Annotated in this window: 16 protein-coding genes; 13 read left to right on the top strand and 3 right to left on the bottom strand. The window is 62.2% G+C overall.

The genetic code is table 11. The features are described from left to right. Positions 1 to 5 precede the first annotated feature (5 nt). Positions 6 to 563 carry a MarR family winged helix-turn-helix transcriptional regulator gene (locus ASG27_RS02965; protein WP_056411203.1) on the bottom strand — a complete coding sequence of 186 codons (558 nt, stop codon included), beginning with the start codon at positions 561 to 563 and terminating at the stop codon, positions 6 to 8. Positions 564 to 705: 142 nt separating this feature from the next. On the opposite strand from ASG27_RS02965, the gene recA reads away from it, so the two are divergent. Both recA and recX read left to right on the top strand, forming a co-directional pair. After that, positions 706 to 1773 carry a recombinase RecA gene (recA, locus tag ASG27_RS02960; RefSeq protein ID WP_056411202.1) on the top strand — a complete coding sequence of 356 codons (1068 nt, stop codon included), beginning with the start codon at positions 706 to 708 and terminating at the stop codon, positions 1771 to 1773. A gap of 85 nt (positions 1774 to 1858) precedes the next feature. Then, positions 1859 to 2311 (top strand): recombination regulator RecX, encoded by a 453-nt coding sequence (gene recX / locus ASG27_RS02955; RefSeq protein WP_056411201.1) that lies wholly within the window; start codon positions 1859 to 1861, stop codon positions 2309 to 2311. A gap of 43 nt (positions 2312 to 2354) precedes the next feature. Here recX and argC read toward each other — a convergent pair whose 3' ends face one another. After that, positions 2355 to 3287, bottom strand: coding sequence for an N-acetyl-gamma-glutamyl-phosphate reductase (argC, locus tag ASG27_RS02950; RefSeq protein ID WP_056171188.1), 933 nt, complete (start codon positions 3285 to 3287; stop codon positions 2355 to 2357). A 206-nt stretch (positions 3288 to 3493) separates the two neighbouring features. Between argC and sucC the strand changes: the two genes are divergently transcribed. From sucC to ASG27_RS26460, 11 genes are all read left to right on the top strand, one after another. After that, positions 3494 to 4654 (top strand): ADP-forming succinate--CoA ligase subunit beta, encoded by a 1161-nt coding sequence (gene sucC, locus ASG27_RS02945; protein ID WP_056411199.1) that lies wholly within the window; start codon positions 3494 to 3496, stop codon positions 4652 to 4654. Positions 4655 to 4669: 15 nt separating this feature from the next. Further along, positions 4670 to 5566, top strand: coding sequence for a succinate--CoA ligase subunit alpha (sucD, locus tag ASG27_RS02940; RefSeq protein WP_056411196.1), 897 nt, complete (start codon positions 4670 to 4672; stop codon positions 5564 to 5566). Positions 5567 to 5718: 152 nt separating this feature from the next. Continuing rightward, positions 5719 to 6408: a TerC family protein gene (locus ASG27_RS02935; protein WP_056411194.1), complete on the top strand. Its 690-nt coding sequence runs from the start codon at positions 5719 to 5721 to the stop codon at positions 6406 to 6408. 272 nt (positions 6409 to 6680) lie between these two features. Beyond that, positions 6681 to 9269, top strand: a complete 2589-nt coding sequence (locus ASG27_RS02930) for a CHASE2 domain-containing serine/threonine-protein kinase (protein ID WP_235504151.1) — start codon at positions 6681 to 6683, stop codon at positions 9267 to 9269. 17 nt (positions 9270 to 9286) lie between these two features. After that, on the top strand, positions 9287 to 10075 hold the full coding sequence (locus ASG27_RS02925) for a Stp1/IreP family PP2C-type Ser/Thr phosphatase (protein WP_082485727.1): 789 nt from the start codon (positions 9287 to 9289) through the stop codon (positions 10073 to 10075). A gap of 44 nt (positions 10076 to 10119) precedes the next feature. Beyond that, entirely contained in the window at positions 10120 to 10773 is a 654-nt protein-coding gene (locus tag ASG27_RS02920; RefSeq protein WP_056411189.1) for an FHA domain-containing protein, read from the top strand. 90 nt (positions 10774 to 10863) lie between these two features. Continuing rightward, positions 10864 to 13119, top strand: a complete 2256-nt coding sequence (locus tag ASG27_RS02915; protein WP_056411186.1) for a CHASE2 domain-containing protein — start codon at positions 10864 to 10866, stop codon at positions 13117 to 13119. 12 nt (positions 13120 to 13131) lie between these two features. Then, positions 13132 to 13932 (top strand): 3',5'-cyclic-nucleotide phosphodiesterase, encoded by an 801-nt coding sequence (locus tag ASG27_RS02910; protein WP_056411185.1) that lies wholly within the window; start codon positions 13132 to 13134, stop codon positions 13930 to 13932. A 302-nt stretch (positions 13933 to 14234) separates the two neighbouring features. Next, complete coding sequence (locus ASG27_RS25710) at positions 14235 to 14804, top strand: pilin (protein WP_082485749.1); 570 nt, start codon at positions 14235 to 14237, stop codon at positions 14802 to 14804. Positions 14805 to 14852: 48 nt separating this feature from the next. Further along, positions 14853 to 15464, top strand: a complete 612-nt coding sequence (locus ASG27_RS27835) for a pilin (protein ID WP_326938659.1) — start codon at positions 14853 to 14855, stop codon at positions 15462 to 15464. A gap of 163 nt (positions 15465 to 15627) precedes the next feature. Next, on the top strand, positions 15628 to 16416 hold the full coding sequence (locus ASG27_RS26460) for a pilus assembly protein (protein WP_156370421.1): 789 nt from the start codon (positions 15628 to 15630) through the stop codon (positions 16414 to 16416). A 292-nt stretch (positions 16417 to 16708) separates the two neighbouring features. Here the strand turns inward: ASG27_RS26460 and moaC are convergent, their stop codons facing one another. Beyond that, positions 16709 to 17197 carry a cyclic pyranopterin monophosphate synthase MoaC gene (gene moaC / locus ASG27_RS25700; protein ID WP_082485725.1) on the bottom strand — a complete coding sequence of 163 codons (489 nt, stop codon included), beginning with the start codon at positions 17195 to 17197 and terminating at the stop codon, positions 16709 to 16711. Between the last annotated feature and the right edge of the window lie 85 nt (positions 17198 to 17282).

The following is a 17282-nucleotide window of genomic DNA, read 5'->3' as shown; positions in this document are numbered from 1 at the left end:
GCGGCTCACTCGCGGCGGCCGGCGGCCAGCCACTGCGCATCGCCGCCCGCATACGCTTCCAGCCCGATGGCCACCACCGTGGCCACGTCAGGGCCCACCTCGGCACGGAACTCGGCCTCGGCCTGCGTGACGGCGTCGCGAAAGGCCTGCACCCAGGCCAGGCCGGTGGCCGTGAAGCGCACGCGCCGGGCGCGGGCGTCCAGCAGGTCGGCCTCGCGCGTGACCAGGCCCCAGGCTTCGCACTGGTCCACCAGGTTGGCCATGGCCTGCTTGGTCATGCCGGCACGCTGGGCCAGGTCGGTCAGCCGGTCGCCCTGGAGCGCCAGGTGGCGGGTGATGTGCACATGCGCGGCCGTCACCTGGTCGCGCGCCGCCAGATTGGACAGCGCCAGCGGCACCTCCACGTTGTGCGCCATGAGTTGCAGCACCCGGGCATCGAAGCGGCGCATCGCATGGCCCAGCAGCCGGCCCAGGTGGGTCTGGCGCCAGCCGTCGTCGACGCGGGGCCAGGCAGCCCCTGGCGGGGGGTGGGCAGTGGGGATGGACGGGGAGTTTTCGGCCATGCCGGATTGTCAGGCAAACTGACCAAATACTGCTTGGTTTTGGCGAAACAGGTCGCATAAACTACTGTTCAAGCATCCAGCCTGTGGTTAACCGCAGAGGACGCACACACATCCAACCTGTTGTTTTTCCTAGGAGTTTCTCATGGACGTCGCAGTCAAAGGCACCAACCCCGCAAACACCGAAAAGGCCAAGGCGCTGGCCGCCGCGCTCGCCCAGATCGAGAAGCAGTTCGGCAAAGGCACGATCATGCGCCTGGGCGAAGGCGAGGTGATCGAAGACATCCAGGTGGTGTCCACAGGCTCGCTGGGCCTGGACGTGGCCCTGGGCGTGGGCGGCCTGCCCCGCGGCCGGGTGGTCGAGATCTACGGCCCGGAATCGTCGGGCAAGACCACGCTCACGCTGCAGGTCATCTCCGAGATGCAAAAGCAGGGCGGCACCTGCGCCTTCGTCGACGCCGAGCACGCGCTGGACATCCAGTACGCCCAGAAGCTGGGTGTGCATGTGCCCGACCTGCTCATCAGCCAGCCCGACACCGGCGAGCAGGCCCTGGAAATCGTGGACAGCCTGGTGCGCTCCGGCGCCGTGGACCTGATCGTCATCGACTCGGTCGCGGCCCTCACGCCCAAGGCCGAAATCGAAGGCGAAATGGGCGACTCGCTGCCCGGCCTGCAGGCCCGCCTGATGAGCCAGGCGCTGCGCAAGCTCACGGCCACGATCAAGAAGACCAATTGCATGGTCATCTTCATCAACCAGATCCGCATGAAGATCGGCGTGATGTTCGGCAGCCCCGAAACCACCACCGGCGGCAATGCGCTCAAGTTCTACGCCTCGGTGCGCCTGGACATCCGCCGCACCGGCACCATCAAGAAGGGCGACGAAGCCATCGGCAACGAAACCAAGGTCAAGGTGGTCAAGAACAAGGTGAGCCCGCCCTTCAAGACGGCCGAGTTCGACATCCTGTTCGGCGAAGGCATCAGCCGCGAGGGCGAGATCATCGACATGGGCGTGACGGCCAAGATCGTGGAGAAGTCGGGCGCCTGGTATGCCTACAACGGCGAGAAGATCGGCCAGGGCCGCGACAACGCCCGCGAGTTCCTGCGCGAAAACCCCGACCTCGCCCGCGAGATCGAGAACAAGGTGCGTGAAGGCCTGGGCGTGGCACTGCAGGCAGCCGCCGTGACCAAGGCCGCGGCCGCCACCGAGGAGTGAGCGTCCGTTATTGATAAAAATAGCCCGCTACCGCTTGATTGACAAGCGGTAGCTGCTATGAATTTGATAACAACGACCATCCGCCATGGGCTTCACGACTTTGTCGCTCAAGGGCCGGGCGCTGCGGCTGCTGAGCCAGCGCGAGCACTCCCGCGCTGAACTGCAGCGCAAGCTCGCGCCCCATGTGCAGGAGGGCGAGGACCTGGCCGCGCTGCTGGACGACCTGGAGGCCCGCGATTTCATCAGCGAAACCCGGGTGGTGGAGTCGGTGCTGCACCAGCGCGCAAGCCGCCTGGGCGCCAACCGCATCCGTCAGGAACTGCAGGCCAAGGGGATCGACCCCGACACGGCGCAACAAGCGCTCACCCGGCTGAAAGACACCGAATGGGCCCGCGCGCACGCCGTGTGGCAGCGCAAATTCGGCGCGGTGGCCGAAGACCCCCAGCAGCGCGCAAAGCAGGTGCGCTTTTTGGTGACGCGCGGATTCTCCAGCGAGATCACCTGGCGTGTGGTGCGCGGCGAGGCGCCGCAGGCTTGAGTTGATGCCGCCAGCACCGGGCGGCTCCAGCGCAGCCCCCTCCTCAGAGCCCCAGCATCAGCTTGAGGTTTTGCACCGCGGCACCGCTGGCGCCCTTGCCCAGGTTGTCCAGGCGGGCGATCAGCACGGCGTGGCGGTGCTCTTCATTGGCGAACACCCGCAGTTCCAGCTTGTTGGTGTCGTTGAGCGCGGTGGCATCGAGCTTGCCGTCCGCGGTGGGCGGCAGCACGCTGACCCACTGCTCGGGCGTGTTGCTTTTGGCGTAGTGGGCGGCCAGTGCGTCGTGCAGGTCGGCGGCCTTGGGCGCACCCGGCAGCAGGTCGAGGTGCAGGGGCAGCTGCACCAGCATGCCCTGGCGGAAGTTGCCCACCGACGGCACGAAGATCGGCCGGCGCGTGAGGCCGGTGTAGCGCATGATTTCGGGCAGGTGCTTGTGCTGCAGCGTGAGCGCATAGGTCTCGAACAGCGGCGCGGTGCCCGCCTCGTACGCCTCGATCATGGTGCGGCCGCCGCCCGAATATCCGCTGACCGACGGCAGGGCCAGGGGGAAGTCCTGGGGCACCAGGCCGGCGTCGACCAGCGGGCGCAGCAGCGCAATGGCGCCGGTGGCGTAGCAGCCGGGGTTGGACACGCGGTCGGCCGCGGCCACGGCCTCGGGCTGCCCTGCCGCCAGTTCCGGAAAACCGAACACCCAGCCCGGCGCCGTGCGGTGCGCGGTGCTCGCGTCGATGATCTTGATCGCGCGGCCGGTGCTCTGCGTGATGCCGTCGACCATAGCCACCGTCTCGCGGGCGGCGTCGTCGTGCAGGCACAGCACCACCAGATCCACGCCGGCGATCAGGTCGCGCTTGGCAGCCGGGTCCTTGCGCAGCTCGGGCGCAATGCTGACCAGCTCGACCTGCGGCATGGCCTGCAGCCGCTCACGGATCTGCAAGCCCGTGGTGCCGGCTTCGCCATCGATAAAGACTCTGGACATGGAGTGACTCCTGCAAGAAAGCAGCCGCTGGGCCGCCGAAGAAAACAAGGGTGGTTGCCCGTGGCGAAGCCATGGGGGCCGTCAGGTCTGCACAAGAATGGTGCGTCGCAACATGATACAGTCGCCGGTTGCCATGTCCCAAGCCCGCGGCCAGACAACTGTTCATGGTAAACGGGTAACTATCACCCTTCCCTGAGAGAGACCTCATGAAGATTCACGAATACCAAGGCAAGGAAATCTTGCGCAATTTTGGTGTGCCCGTTCCGCGTGGCATTCCCGCATTCACGGTGCAAGAAGCCGTCGAAGCAGCCCAGAAGCTCGGCGGCCCCGTGTGGGTGGTCAAGGCCCAGATCCACGCCGGTGGCCGTGGCAAGGGCGGCGGCGTGAAGGTTGCCAAGACCATTGACGACGTCAAGCGCATCGCTGGCGAGATCCTGGGCATGCAGCTCAAGACCCATCAGACCGGCCCCGAAGGCCAGAAGGTCCGCCGCCTGTACATCGAAGACGGCGCCGACATCAAGAACGAACTGTACGTGTCCCTGGTCACCGACCGCGCCACGCAGAAGGTCGCCCTGATCGCGTCGAGCGAAGGCGGCATGGACATCGAGGAAGTGGCCCACTCCACCCCCGAGAAGATCATCACCGAGATGATCGATCCGATTGCCGGCATCACCACCGAGCAAAGCAAGAAGGTCGCAGCCGCCATCGGCCTGACCGGTGCCTCCATCGACCAGGCCGTAGACATCTTCGCCAAGATCTACAAGTGCTACATGGAAACCGATGCGTCGCTGGTGGAAATCAACCCGCTGAATTGCGACTCCAAGGGCAACCTGATGGCCCTGGACGCGAAGTTCAACTTCGACGCCAACGCGCTGTTCCGCCACCCCGAAATCGTGGCCTTCCGTGACCTGGACGAAGAAGATCCAGCCGAAGTGGAAGCCTCCAAGTTCGACCTGGCCTACATCAGCCTCGACGGCAACATCGGCTGCCTGGTGAACGGCGCCGGCCTGGCCATGGCCACCATGGACACCATCAAGCTGTTCGGCGGCGAGCCGGCCAACTTCCTGGACGTGGGCGGCGGAGCCACCCCCGAGAAGGTCACCGAAGCCTTCAAGATCATGCTCAAGAACCCCAAGGTCGAAGGCATTCTGGTCAACATCTTCGGCGGCATCATGAAGTGCGACACCATCGCCACCGGCGTGATCACCGCCTGCAAGGCCGTGAACCTGAACGTGCCGCTGGTCGTGCGCATGAAGGGTACGAACGAAGAACTGGGCAAGAAGATGCTGGCCGAGTCCGGCCTGCCCATCATCGCCGCAGACACCATGGCCGAAGCTGCGACCAAGATCGTTGCTGCCGTCAAGTAAGCCCGGAGAACACACATGTCGATCTACATCAACAAAGACACCAAGGTCATCACCCAGGGCATCACGGGCAAGACGGGCCAGTTCCACACCGAGAAGTGCCAGGAATACGCGAACGGCAAGAACGCCTTCGTGGCCGGCGTGAACCCGAAGAAGGCCGGTGAGTCGATCTTCAACATCCCGATCTACGCCTCCGTCAAGGAAGCCGCATCGCAGACCGGCGCGACCGTGTCGGTGATCTACGTGCCGCCCGCAGGCGCCGCCGCTGCCATCTGGGAGGCCGTCGAGGCCGACCTGGACATGGCCATCTGCATCACCGAAGGCATCCCCGTGCGCGACATGCTGGAAGTGCGCAACAAGATGAAGGCCAAGGAAGCCGCCGGCGGCAAGAAGACGCTGCTGCTGGGCCCCAACTGCCCCGGCCTGATCACGCCTGACGAAATCAAGATCGGCATCATGCCCGGCCACATCCACCGCAAGGGCCGCATCGGCGTCGTGAGCCGTTCCGGCACGCTGACGTACGAAGCCGTGGCCATGCTGACCGAAGTGGGCCTGGGCCAGTCGAGCGCCGTGGGCATTGGTGGCGACCCCATCAACGGCCTCAAGCACATCGACGTGATGAAGGCCTTCAACGACGATCCGGACACCGACGCCGTCATCATGATCGGCGAAATCGGCGGACCTGACGAAGCCGAAGCCGCCCAGTGGTGCAAGGCCAACATGAAGAAGCCTATCGTGGGCTTCATCGCTGGCGTGACCGCCCCTCCCGGCAAGCGCATGGGCCACGCCGGCGCGCTGATCTCCGGTGGCGCCGACACGGCGGATGCCAAGCTGGCCATCATGGAAGAGTCGGGCTTCATCATCACCCGCAACCCTTCGGAATTGGGCAAGCTGCTCAAGGCCCAGCTCAAGTAAGCTGCCTGCCACACTGCGGCACGGGCATTCGTAAGCACAATTACGGACGCCCGCGACCGCCAGGCCAGATAAACTGGCCGCTCCAATAAAAAGAGAAGCGCTCGGAACCCTGGTTCCCGGCGCTTCTTGCATTCATAACAGTGGAGTTCAGTATGGAGTTTGTGCAAAGTGCCGATTTCTGGATCGGCCTGATGAAGATCGTCTGGATCAACATCATTCTTTCGGGCGACAACGCCGTGGTCATCGCCCTGGCGGCCCGCTCGCTTCCCCCCCATCAGCAGAGAAAAGCCGTCTTCTGGGGCTCCGGCGCCGCCGTGGTACTGCGGATCTTGCTCACCGTCGTGGCCGCCAAGCTGCTGGAGCTGTCGTTCCTGCAGATCATCGGCGGCTGCCTGCTGCTGTGGATCGGCTTTCAGCTGCTGAGCGACGACGAGGAAGACGAAGGCGAGTCCAAGACCTACGGCAGCCTCATGGCCGCCGTGCGCACGATCCTGATTGCCGACCTGGTGATGAGTCTCGATAACGTGATCGCCGTGGCGGCAGCCGCCCACGGCAACGTGGTGCTGCTGGTGCTGGGCCTGGCCATCAGCATTCCGCTGGTGATCTTCGGCAGCACGCTGATGATCAAGCTGATGGAGCGCTTTCCCGTCATCGTGTTGCTGGGTGCTGCATTGATCGGCTGGGTGGGCGGCGAAACCATCGCCAACGATGCGGCCCTGCACGGCTACGTGGCAGCGCACCCGTCACTCCACTACGTGGCAGCGGCCCTGGGCGCGGCCCTCGTGGTGGGCGCCGGCAAGTTCTGGGCTTACCGCTCGCGCCGAGCCAGCGCCGCCGCCTGAACGCCGCAGGCCCTCCGCATGTGACAAAAATGGCAGCAGCCATGCTGCCAGGGGCCTGCAGCGCGACAAGAACGACAGGGCCCATGCCGGGCCACTGGGCATCCTGCGGCTGCCGGGCCGCTCTGGGCAGGGGTTGGCGCTGGGCGCAGATATTGCTTCGAACCCACTTCAAACTCAGAGCGGAACGATAGCAAGTGGGACGAACAACCTCGGGACGGCAGCGTGGCCAATGGCGTACCGACGGTGTCCTGGCCGCTGTGATGGCTGCTGGGGTGACGGCGTTGCTGGTGGCCAGCGGCGCCGTTCAGCGGGCGGAAAACTTCGTCTATGACGCTGCTGCCAGCATCACGGCACCTGCTCCGCTGCCCGACATCGCCATCGTCGGCATCGACGACGCGAGCCTCCAGGCGCTGGGCAACCGCCCCTGGGGACGCGACCTGGACGCCAGGCTGGTCGACCAACTGGCGGCGGCGGGCGCCAAGACCATCGTCCTGACGGGCCCGTTGTTCGAGCCGCAATCCGATCGCGGCCTCGCCCAGATCCGCAAGATCCGCGAAACGCTGGCGCGCTCCGGGGACACATCGGCCACATCGACCGAACTGGCCCAGCTGGCCGCCGCAGCGGAAAACGACCTGGACACCGACGCGCGGCTGGCGGCCAGCCTCCAGCGTGCGGGCAACGTCCTGCTGGCCTCCCGGTATGCGCCGAGCGGCGCGTCGCTGCCACTGCCCTCCTACGCACACCGCGGCGCGCTGCCAGACCCTGGCGCGTTCGCCATCGCGCCCCCCTCCATCCAGTACCCCACCGCCGGCCTGGGCGCCGCCGCAGCGGGCGTGGGCCACTGGGTCGCCGACACCGACGCGGATGGGGTCGTGCGGCAGATACCTTTGCTCGTGCGCCACGACAACATCGGCCTGCCGTCACTCGCGTTGCTCGCAGTGCGCCACAGCCTGCACCTCGGCCCCGGCGAGTTGCGCGTGGAAGAGGCGTCCCGGGGCCTGCGCCTGGGCGGCCTGCATGTCGCCACCGACGCCTCCGCGGTGCTGCGCCCGCGGTTCCATGCGCCGGCAGAGAACGCCGCGCCGGCGTTTGCCGTGACGCCATCTGCCAGCGTGCTGCAGGGCAAGGTGCCGCCGCAGACCTTCCGCGGCAAGCTGGTGCTGGTGGGCGCCCTGAGCGACTCCCTGGCCGCACCGCAGGCCCTGCCAGGCGGGCAGGCCGCATACCCGGTGGAGGTGCTGGCGCACACCGTGTCATCCATCCGGCTGGGCCAGGGCGTGCTGCGTCCTTCGTGGACTCCCGCAGCGTCCTGGGGTGCCGCGCTACTGGCACTGGTGTTCGCAGCGCTGGTGCTTCCCAAACTCTCCCGTGCCGCGGGCTGGGTGGCCACCGCGACCGTGGTCGTCGTGCTGGCGGGCCTGGAGTGGGCCCTGCTGCGCCACGCGGGCCTGTGGATACCGCTGGTCGCAGGCGTGGTCGCCCTGATCGCCGGGTGGCTTGCCGTCACGGCCCTGTCGCTGCGCAGCACGGCCAGCCAGACCCCGTCGGCGGACGCCGCGGAAACCGATCGCATGATGGCCTTGGCGCTGCAGGGCCAGGGGCAGCTGGACATGGCGTTCGAACGCCTGCGCAAGGTGCCCGCCAGCGACGCGGTGCTGGACAACCTCTACCACCTGGCCCAGGACTTCGAGCGCAAGCGCAACCTGGCCAAGGCCAAGGCGGTCTACAAGCACATCCTCCAGCACAACCGCGACTACAAGGATGCCCGCAGCCGCTACAAGCGGATCCGCGCCCAGCTGCAGGCCGCCGATGCGCCGCCCAGCACACCGTCGTCACTCCCGTCGCCGTTGTCGCAGCTGCCGCATTTGCCGGGGGATGCGGGCGTTGCGATTCCGATGCTGGGCCGCTATCACATCGACAAGGAACTCGGCAAAGGCGCCATGGGCATCGTGTACCAGGGCCGCGACCCGAAGATCGGCCGCGTGGTGGCGATCAAGACGCTGGCCTTGAGCGATGAGTTCGAAGGCGATGCGCTGGTGGACGCGCGAACCCGCTTCTTTCGGGAGGCCGAGACCGCGGGGCGCCTGCAGCACCCGCACATCGTGACGATCTTCGATGCCGGCGAGGAGCACGACCTGGCCTACATCGCCATGGAGTTCCTTCAAGGCGCGGACCTGGCGCCAGCGTGCCGCGCCGACCAGCTGTTGCCGGTGGCCACCGTGCTGTCCATCGCATCGCGGGTCGCCCAGGCCCTGGACTATGCCCATGCCCACCAGGTGGTGCACCGCGACATCAAGCCAGCCAACATCATGTTCGACCGCGCGACGGATACCGTGAAGGTCACGGATTTCGGCATCGCCCGCATCACGGACTCCAGCAAGACGCGCACGGGCCTCGTGCTGGGCACGCCCAGCTTCATGTCGCCCGAGCAGCTGGCGGGCAAGAAGGTGGACGGCAGATCTGATCTTTATTCGCTGGGCGTCACGCTGTTTCAGCTGTTGACGGGTTCGCTGCCGCTGCGTGGCGAGTCGATGACGGAGCTCATGCACAAGATCGCGAACGTGGATGCGCCGGACATTCGCCAGCTGCGGCCAGAGCTCTCGCCGGCCGTGGCCCAGGTGGTGGCCACAGCCCTTCAAAAGCGCCCGGAGGCGCGGTACCAAACGGGCCGGCAGTTTGCAGACGCTCTGCGGCAGGCGGGCGCCCAGGCCGGACAGACGGGTGCACCGGAGGCCGGGGCAGTCGTCTATGATGCGGACCGCGATGCAACAGGGCATGAGATGGTGGATTTTCAGGAAACCGTGACGGAGACACCCGCGGGGCGGGCCGCGGCGTCCCCGCCGATTTCAAGCGCCCGATGACGCTCGCCCCAACATCCATGACCTACGAATTTTTCGCGCGGACTGACAAGGGTCGCGTGCGTACGAACAATGAAGACGCGGTAGCCGTCGACCGCGATGCACAGGTCGCCATCCTGGCCGATGGCATGGGGGGCTATAACGCCGGCGAAGTCGCCAGCGGCATGGCGACCACTTTCATCCGCACGGAAATGGCCCGATGGCTCGGCCAGGCGGGCACCACGCCGCAGACCACCGATGTCCGCCGGGCGCTGGAGATTTGCGTGGAAAACGCCAACCACGCCATCCTGGGGGCGTCGCTGTCGAACCCCCAGTATGCGGGCATGGGCACCACGCTGGTGGTGGGTGTGTTTCACGGCAGCCGGCTGATCCTGGGCCACATCGGCGATTCCCGCTGCTACCGCTTGCGCGATGGTGCATTGCAGCAGATTACACGGGACCATTCCTGGCTGCAGGAGCAGGTCGATGCCGGCTTGCTCACGGCCCAGCAGGCCGCCTTGTCCACCAACCGCAACCTCGTCACCCGCGCACTGGGCGTGGAGCCGAACGTGATGATGGAAGTCAACGAGTTCCAGGTGGCGCCCAACGACCTGTTCCTCATGTGCTCGGATGGCCTGACCGACATGGTGGCCGACGCGGACCTGGCCGAGCTGGTGCGTGCACCGATACCGCTGGAAGAAAAAGCCACACTGCTCGTCGACACCGCCAACGCGAACGGCGGGCGTGATAACGTGAGCGTACTGCTGGTGCAGGCTGCGGCAGGGGGCAAAAAACGCAGCCTTGTGTCCCGATTGCTCGGAGCCTCGTGACTGGCTCCCAATACAACAATTACTCATCACATCAGGAGTGGATCATGCCCAAAATGATCGTTTCAATCGACGGCGTCGTCATCAAGGAAGTCCAGCTGACCAAAGAGCGCACCACGCTCGGCCGTCGCCCGTACAACGACATCGTGATCGACAACCTTGCGGTCAGTGGCGAGCACGCGGTCATTCACATGCTGGAGCAGGATGTCGAGATCGAGGACCTGGGCAGCACCAACGGCACCTATGTGAACGCCAAGGCCGTGAAGCGCCAGGAGCTGCGCAACGGCGACACCATCGAGGTGGGCAAGTACAAGATCCGCTTCCTGCACGAGGCCGAGGGCCAGAACTTCGAGAAGACGATGATCTTCAAGCCGGGGATGGTGCCGCCCTTGGGCACAGCCTCCCGGCCAGCGCCCCTGGGCGCGGCACCCGTGGCGCCGATTTCGGCAGTCATCCGCGTGATGTCCGGCGCTGCGGCCGGGCGTGAAGTCTCCCTGCAAAAGGTCGTCACCACCATCGGCAAGCCCGGCGTGGCGGTTGCCTCCATCACCAAACGCCACCAGGGGTTCGTGCTGGCCCATGTGGAAGGGCCGGACATGCCGCTGCTCAACGGCACATCCATCGGCAGTGCGCCCGTGCCCCTGAAGAACGGTGACCGGCTGGAGCTGGCCGGGACGGAAATGCAGTTCGAGCAGACCTGACGCGCAGGCTGAATGAACGGGCCGAGCAGCACTGCCTGAGCCATCGGCCCGGACTTCCGATCCCCGCACCACCCACGCCGGACGGAAGTCATGTGGAAGCACATCGCACAGCTGGCTCGCCGACGCTGGCGGCGCACGGCGGTGACGCTGATCCCTCTTGTCTTTGCGCTGCTGCACCTGTCAGGCATTCTCCCCCTGCAGATGCTGGAGCGGCTGGACAACATCTTTTATGACATCCGATTGCGCGCCACGATGCCGCGCACGCTGGACGAGCGCATCGTCATCGTCGACATCGACGAAAAAAGCCTGGAGCGGGTAGGCCACTGGCCCTGGGGCCGGGACAAGATGGCCACCCTGGCCCAAGAGCTGTTCGAGCGGCAACAGGTGGCGGTGGTGGGCTTCGATGTTCTTTTCGCGGAGACCGATGGAAGCTCCGGACTCCGCAACCTGCAGCAACTGGCCCAGGGTGCGCTGAGCGACCAACCCGCATTCAAGGCGCAGCTGGAGCGCCTGGCGCCATCCCTGGACTTCGACACGCTCTTCGCTGAATCATTGAAGGGGCGCCCGGCCGTGCTGGGCTACTACCTCACCAGTGACAAGGAGGGCCGGACCAAGGGCGTCCTGCCGCCTCCCGCACTTCCGGCAGAGCGCTTGCGTGGCCTGCCCCTCAAGGCCTATTCATGGGGAGGGTACGGCAGCAACATCGGCGTTCTCGCTGGTGCAGTGCCCATCGCCGGCTTCTTCAACTCCGTGACCGATGAGGACGGGGTGGTGCGGGCACTGCCTTTGCTCGCAGAGTACCAGGGCAAGTACTATGAGTCGCTTGCCCTTGCGATGTTTCGCACCGCGTTGGGCCTGCCCGAAATCCACCCCGGCTTTGCAAACCCTGCGCCGGACGGCACCTATGACACGCTGCACAGCGTTGCACTGGTGCAGGACGGGCGTGCGCTGGCGCTTCCGGTGGATGACCGGCTGGCCACCCTCATTCCCTTTCGCGGCCCCGGCGATGTTGGCGGTGGATCCTTCCGCTATCTTTCCGCATCAGACGTTCTGGAAGGCAGGCTCGCTGCGAACGAACTCAAGGACCGGCTGATCCTGGTCGGCTCCACAGCACCCGGCTTGCTGGATTTGAGGGTCACGCCCGTGGGCCGCGCCTACCCGGGCGTCGAAACGCATGCCAATGTCCTGTCCGCGTTTCTGGACGGCAAGAACATTGTGCGACCGGACTACGCCGCCGGGTTTGACGCCTTGCAATTGCTGTGCGCGGGCCTGTTGCTGGCATTCGCGTTGCCTGCGCTGTCAGCGGCATGGGCGGTCTTGATGAGCGTGGGACTGGTGAGCGGCTTGACGGCCCTCAACCTGTGGCTCTACCTCAGCCACGGGCTGGCACTGCCCCTGGCCAGCGCGGTCGTGATGGTTGTTTTGGCGTTCACGCTGAACATGGTCTACGGCTACTTTGTGGAAAGCCGCTCCAAACGGGAACTGGCCGCGCTGTTCGGCACTTACGTCCCGCCAGAACTGGTGGACGAGATGGTCAAGCAGCCCGACAACTACAGCATGCAGGCCAGCAACCAGGAGCTCACGGTCATGTTCTGCGACATGCGAGGCTTCACGGCCATGTCAGAACAGATGGAGCCGTTGCAACTGCAGGCGTTGCTCAACGACGTGTTCAGCAGGCTGACCCACATCATCCGCAGCCATCGGGGAACCATCGACAAGTACATGGGGGACTGCGTAATGGCGTTTTGGGGCGCCCCGGTGCCGACTCCTGACCATGCGCGGCTGGCTGTGCAGGCGGCTCTTGATATGGCCAAAGCTATCGAAGAGGTGAATGTTCTGCACCGGGAGCGGGGTCTGCCCGAGATTGGAATCGGCATCGGGCTCAACACGGGCAACATGTGCGTTGGCGACATGGGGTCCGATATCCGGCGCAGTTACACAGTCATTGGAGATGCCGTCAACCTGGGATCACGGCTTGAGGGGTTGTCGAAATACTACGGCGTGCGGACCGTGGTGAGCGAAACAACGTTCGCGCAAGCGCCGCAATTCGCGTGGCTGGATCTGGACAGGGTACGGGTCAAAGGCAAAGCACAAGCAGTGGCTATCTACTCGCCGATAGGGGCACCAGCGCTCAATAGTGGTGACAAGACGCTTCTGACGTGGCAATCAATCGTCGCTTCCTATAGATCACAGGATTGGGCACAATGCCACAAATTATTGGTGGATTTGGGAGACGCGGGAGTTCCCGAGCAACTTCGCGAACTGTACATAGCGCGTATCAAAGAACGTCAAGGGGATGCTTTTGACATCCAATGGGACGGCGCCACCAATTTTGAAACCAAATAGTAGGGTTGGCCCATGAAGGTTCGTGTACTGGGTTGCTCTGGAGCCATTGCCAAGGATTGCAGGACCACGTCGTTTCTTCTGGATGAAAGTGTGCTGATCGACGCGGGAACAGGTGTTGGCGACCTGACGTTAGAGGAAATGTGCAAGATTGATCATGTGTTTCTCACGCATTCGCATTTGGACCACATTGCTGCACTTCCTCTCATGCTTGATGCAGTGTCCTCACTGCGGCATACGCATGTGGAAATTCATGCACTACCTGAAACGATCGAGGCGCTTCGAACCCACATCTTCAATGACGTCATCTGGCCGGACTTCGAGCGCATTCCCTCGCTAGCCCAGCCATTCCTGCGTTTCACCCCTATGCAACAGGGTGAACCACGTGAAGCTGCAGGGCTGGTGGTGGAAGCACTGCCGGCCTTTCACACTGTGGCGGCGGTCGGGTACGCGGTGAAGGGCGCGACAGGTTGGTGGGTTTTCAGTGGCGACACGGAGAGAAATCCCATGTTCTGGGAGCGGGTGAAACAGTTGCCGGTGGCTATGTTGATCATAGAGACGGCATTCAGTGACCGGGAAAGCACCCTTGCTCAACGGAGCCTGCATCTGTCACCGAGAACCCTCTTGGCGGAACTGCAATCTTTTAATCAGCCTGGGGGCCGGGTTTACATCACGCATACAAAACCAGCGCAAACTGACCTGATCATGAGCGAAATATGCGAGCTGTATGCCCAAGCGTTCCCCGACGCCTCTACACAGGGGCTACCTCCGCTGAGCATTCATTGGCTACAGGCAGGACAGGAATTCAACGTGTAAGACAGCCAAGGCGGGCCGGGGACACCGCGCGGGGTAGATGATGCACAAGCACCTGCTTCACTTAACAAGCCTTGACCGCCATAGCATGCTCATAGTGCACACAAGATGCTACCGAAAACGCACTTAGTGACAGTAGTGATCGCACAAAAATGTCACCCGCCCGGCCGCCAACCGTGTCACTACCTACGTGTCTCAAAGCATGCGGCGCTAGCGCAGGTTGGCACGAGAAGTGCTGTAGTCATGGCAGACCTGAAGAATCCTTCTGCAGGTTGTTAATGCAACGGACCTCCAAGGAGTTTTATATGAAGCGTACTCTGCAAAAGGGTTTTACCCTGATTGAATTGATGATCGTTGTGGCGATCATTGGTATTTTGGCCGCAGTGGCCTTGCCAGCTTATCAAGACTACACCATCCGCGCTCGCGTGACGGAAGGTCTGGGCCTGGCAGATAGCGCCAAGAAGGAAGTCGCAGTTGACGGTTCCGCTTCGGTCGGTGATCTTGACCGCGTTGCTACTACGTGGAATGCTAAGGCCGGCGGAACTGGCGCTAACAGCAAGTACGTTAGCAGCGTACTTATCGCTCCTGCTACTGGCGTCATTACCGTGACCTTTATTCCGGCTACGCTGGGCGCTACGGGAACGATCCTTCTTTCTCCTTATGTCCGCTCCGCCGCAGGTTCCGCTACCGCAGCCAGCGCTGGCGTCCCCTTGGCAACCGCTCTGACCTCCACCCCAGCTGTGACCGGTTCGATCGACTGGGCTTGCGGTGCTACCACCGCTTTGGCAGCAACCAATGCGACTACCGGTGGCAACATGCCAGGTGCAGCAGCCGGAACGCTGCTGGCCAAGTACGCCCCCGCTTCTTGCCGTTAATTCGTTTTTAACGACCCATAAAAAGAGCGCTTTTGCGCTCTTTTTATCTTGAAGATTCAATTGTTTCAGGCAGATTTTCTGAAAAACCTCACCGGCCGCTCGGCAACAAGTATGTCACGATTAAATAACGGTTTCACACTGATCGAGCTGATGGTGGTTGTGGCCATTATCGGAGTACTCTCTGCTGTTGCTTTACCAGCCTACCAAGATTACATTATTCGCACGAGAATCGTGGAAGGCCTTCTCTTGGCAGACAGTGCGAAGCTGGTTGTCGCGGCTGACGGCGTAGGTAATGTGGACACTTTGACCCAAGCTTCAGCGTCGTGGAACTCTCAGGCCGGCGGGACTGGTGCCAATAGTAAGTATGTAGCCTCCGTGTTGCTCAATGTGAGCAATCCTCCTACCGGCGTCATCACTGTTACGATGAACCGGGTGACTGTGGGGGTCGGTGCGGGTCAAAATACCATTCTTCTATCACCTTACGCTCGGAACGCAGCGGGGGCTGCGATTACTTTGGCTACAGCTCAAGCCGCTGGAACGGCAACATCGATCGATTGGGCCTGTACATCGAGCACCAAAGCCACAGCCCAAAGCCAAGGGATGGGTAGCGCTGCGTTAGGAACTGTGCAAGCCAAATATGTACCAGCGTCTTGCCGCTAAAGTCATCTCCCAGCGCCGATTTTGCATCCACCTATTGCTCCAGCTTGTCGGGGAACTGACATTTGCTCAGTTTGGGGAAATTGATTAAAATAATGGCATTGCAAATATCAACAGCACAGCCAGAGAAATACCAACAAGAGTATTGATCCTCAAACCTCAGAATATGTCATTTTATTCCCGAGTGCGGGCAGCCGCTCAAGCTTCGCTGATACACTTGTTATTCTCATCGGTGATTGCGGGATCGATAGCTGCGCTAGTGTTTCTGATGTGGTACCCGCACCCATACGGCCTGCTATCTGGCGGACTGGGTCTTTTTGCAATATTGATCACTGCAGATCTGATATGCGGCCCCATTTTGACACTGGTCATATTCAACCCCCAAAAGCCACGCCGAGAAATAATTACCGATATAGCCCTAGTGACAGCCATTCAGCTTCTTGCGTTGGGCTATGGGATTCACACCGTTTATCAGGCACGTCCGCTTTTTCTGGTACACGAGATAGATCGCTTCAACGTTGTTGGACAACCAGAATACCAAGGCCATGAAGTTGGGCCGTCCCTTGCAGCGTTACCAGAAAAAATTCGCCCCGAGTGGTTTCGGCGACCAATCGTTGTGGGAATTCGCGAGCCAAAAGACTCTACCGAGAAGCAGATGGTAATGTTCGACTCTTTGCAAGGAGGCCGAGATTACTCGCAACGCCCTGAATTTTACATACCTTATGACAGGGACTATCAGAGCAAGGTGTTAGCCAAGGCCAAACCGTTGGCAAAATTCCTTACCCATTATCCAGACGTCATGGATGAGGCATCAACCATCGCAAAAAAGGCAGGAATAAGTGTCAATGAATGCTTATTCTTGCCGGTCCATCACAGACAGGACTGGATAGCGGTCCTGGACCAATCCGCAAAAATAATAGGATTTTTACCTGGCGACGGATTCATGGTAATGTGAGCTATTTGAAAGCAATTCAAATACTCTACCGCGCCGTCTGAATCGCATTCTCGGCTACCGCGTGGTGATTAAATAATTTTTAATTACAATATTTTTAGTAAACGCCAAAAGTCCCAACACAACGAGTTGTCAAGGCAGAATATAATTCGCCGCACAGGACAAAACGGGAAGTGCTCTTGCTTTGGGAGCCATAGGCTATTAGTAAGACAGCTCGACACATCCAGCTGGCTGAAATAGACTAAACCCTTCTGACCGAGCGTTCGAATTGCTTCGTCATACACATACGACGCACCTAAACTACGGAAAAGCTCCCCGATTTTCCGCCATGTTTGCTCATGACCCGTACGTCATGTATCGACATGCCCCGATCCACAGCCTTGCACATATCGTAGACAGTGAGCAACGCCAACTGCACCGCTACAAGTGCCTCCATTTCCACACCTGTTGGACTGATAGTCTCCACGGTTGCCGTACAAATGACGCCCACTGCTTCTGGTCGTTGCGCATTGGCGGTTTCGAAATCAATAGAAACGCGGGTCAAGGCCACCTGATGGCACAGTGGAATGAGATCGCTGGTCTTCTTGGCGGCTTGTATACCTGAAATTCGCGCCACACCAAGGACATCCCCTTTCTTGGATGTACCTGCTTGAATGAGTCCCAGAGTGGCAGGCAGCATTTCGATACGGCCCGATGCCACCGCGATGCGGTGCGTGGCGGGCTTGGCGCCAACATCCACCATATGGGCTTGGCCTTGATCGTCAAAGTGGGTCAGGGAGGTCATATCTCGAGTGTTGCGATAGTTACGGCGCGCGTGGCGAAACATTCAGTGGTTCAGGGCATCATACGATGCATGTGGAACCGCTCAT

The sequence above is a fragment of the Acidovorax sp. Leaf191 genome (assembly GCF_001424425.1).
Classification (GTDB): Bacteria; Pseudomonadota; Gammaproteobacteria; order Burkholderiales; family Burkholderiaceae_C; genus Acidovorax.
This window is presented reverse-complemented; position numbering and strand designations above follow the sequence as displayed.

Coding starts and splice junctions, on each gene's coding strand:
- ASG27_RS02965 (WP_056411203.1), bottom strand. CDS start 563: ATGGCCGAAAACTCCCCGTCCATCCCCACTGCCCACCCCCCGCCAGGG.
- recA (WP_056411202.1), top strand. CDS start 706: ATGGACGTCGCAGTCAAAGGCACCAACCCCGCAAACACCGAAAAGGCC.
- recX (WP_056411201.1), top strand. CDS start 1,859: ATGGGCTTCACGACTTTGTCGCTCAAGGGCCGGGCGCTGCGGCTGCTG.
- argC (WP_056171188.1), bottom strand. CDS start 3,287: ATGTCCAGAGTCTTTATCGATGGCGAAGCCGGCACCACGGGCTTGCAG.
- sucC (WP_056411199.1), top strand. CDS start 3,494: ATGAAGATTCACGAATACCAAGGCAAGGAAATCTTGCGCAATTTTGGT.
- sucD (WP_056411196.1), top strand. CDS start 4,670: ATGTCGATCTACATCAACAAAGACACCAAGGTCATCACCCAGGGCATC.
- ASG27_RS02935 (WP_056411194.1), top strand. CDS start 5,719: ATGGAGTTTGTGCAAAGTGCCGATTTCTGGATCGGCCTGATGAAGATC.
- ASG27_RS02925 (WP_082485727.1), top strand. CDS start 9,287: ATGACCTACGAATTTTTCGCGCGGACTGACAAGGGTCGCGTGCGTACG.
- ASG27_RS02920 (WP_056411189.1), top strand. CDS start 10,120: ATGCCCAAAATGATCGTTTCAATCGACGGCGTCGTCATCAAGGAAGTC.
- ASG27_RS02915 (WP_056411186.1), top strand. CDS start 10,864: ATGTGGAAGCACATCGCACAGCTGGCTCGCCGACGCTGGCGGCGCACG.
- ASG27_RS02910 (WP_056411185.1), top strand. CDS start 13,132: ATGAAGGTTCGTGTACTGGGTTGCTCTGGAGCCATTGCCAAGGATTGC.
- ASG27_RS25710 (WP_082485749.1), top strand. CDS start 14,235: ATGAAGCGTACTCTGCAAAAGGGTTTTACCCTGATTGAATTGATGATC.
- ASG27_RS26460 (WP_156370421.1), top strand. CDS start 15,628: ATGTCATTTTATTCCCGAGTGCGGGCAGCCGCTCAAGCTTCGCTGATA.
- moaC (WP_082485725.1), bottom strand. CDS start 17,197: ATGACCTCCCTGACCCACTTTGACGATCAAGGCCAAGCCCATATGGTG.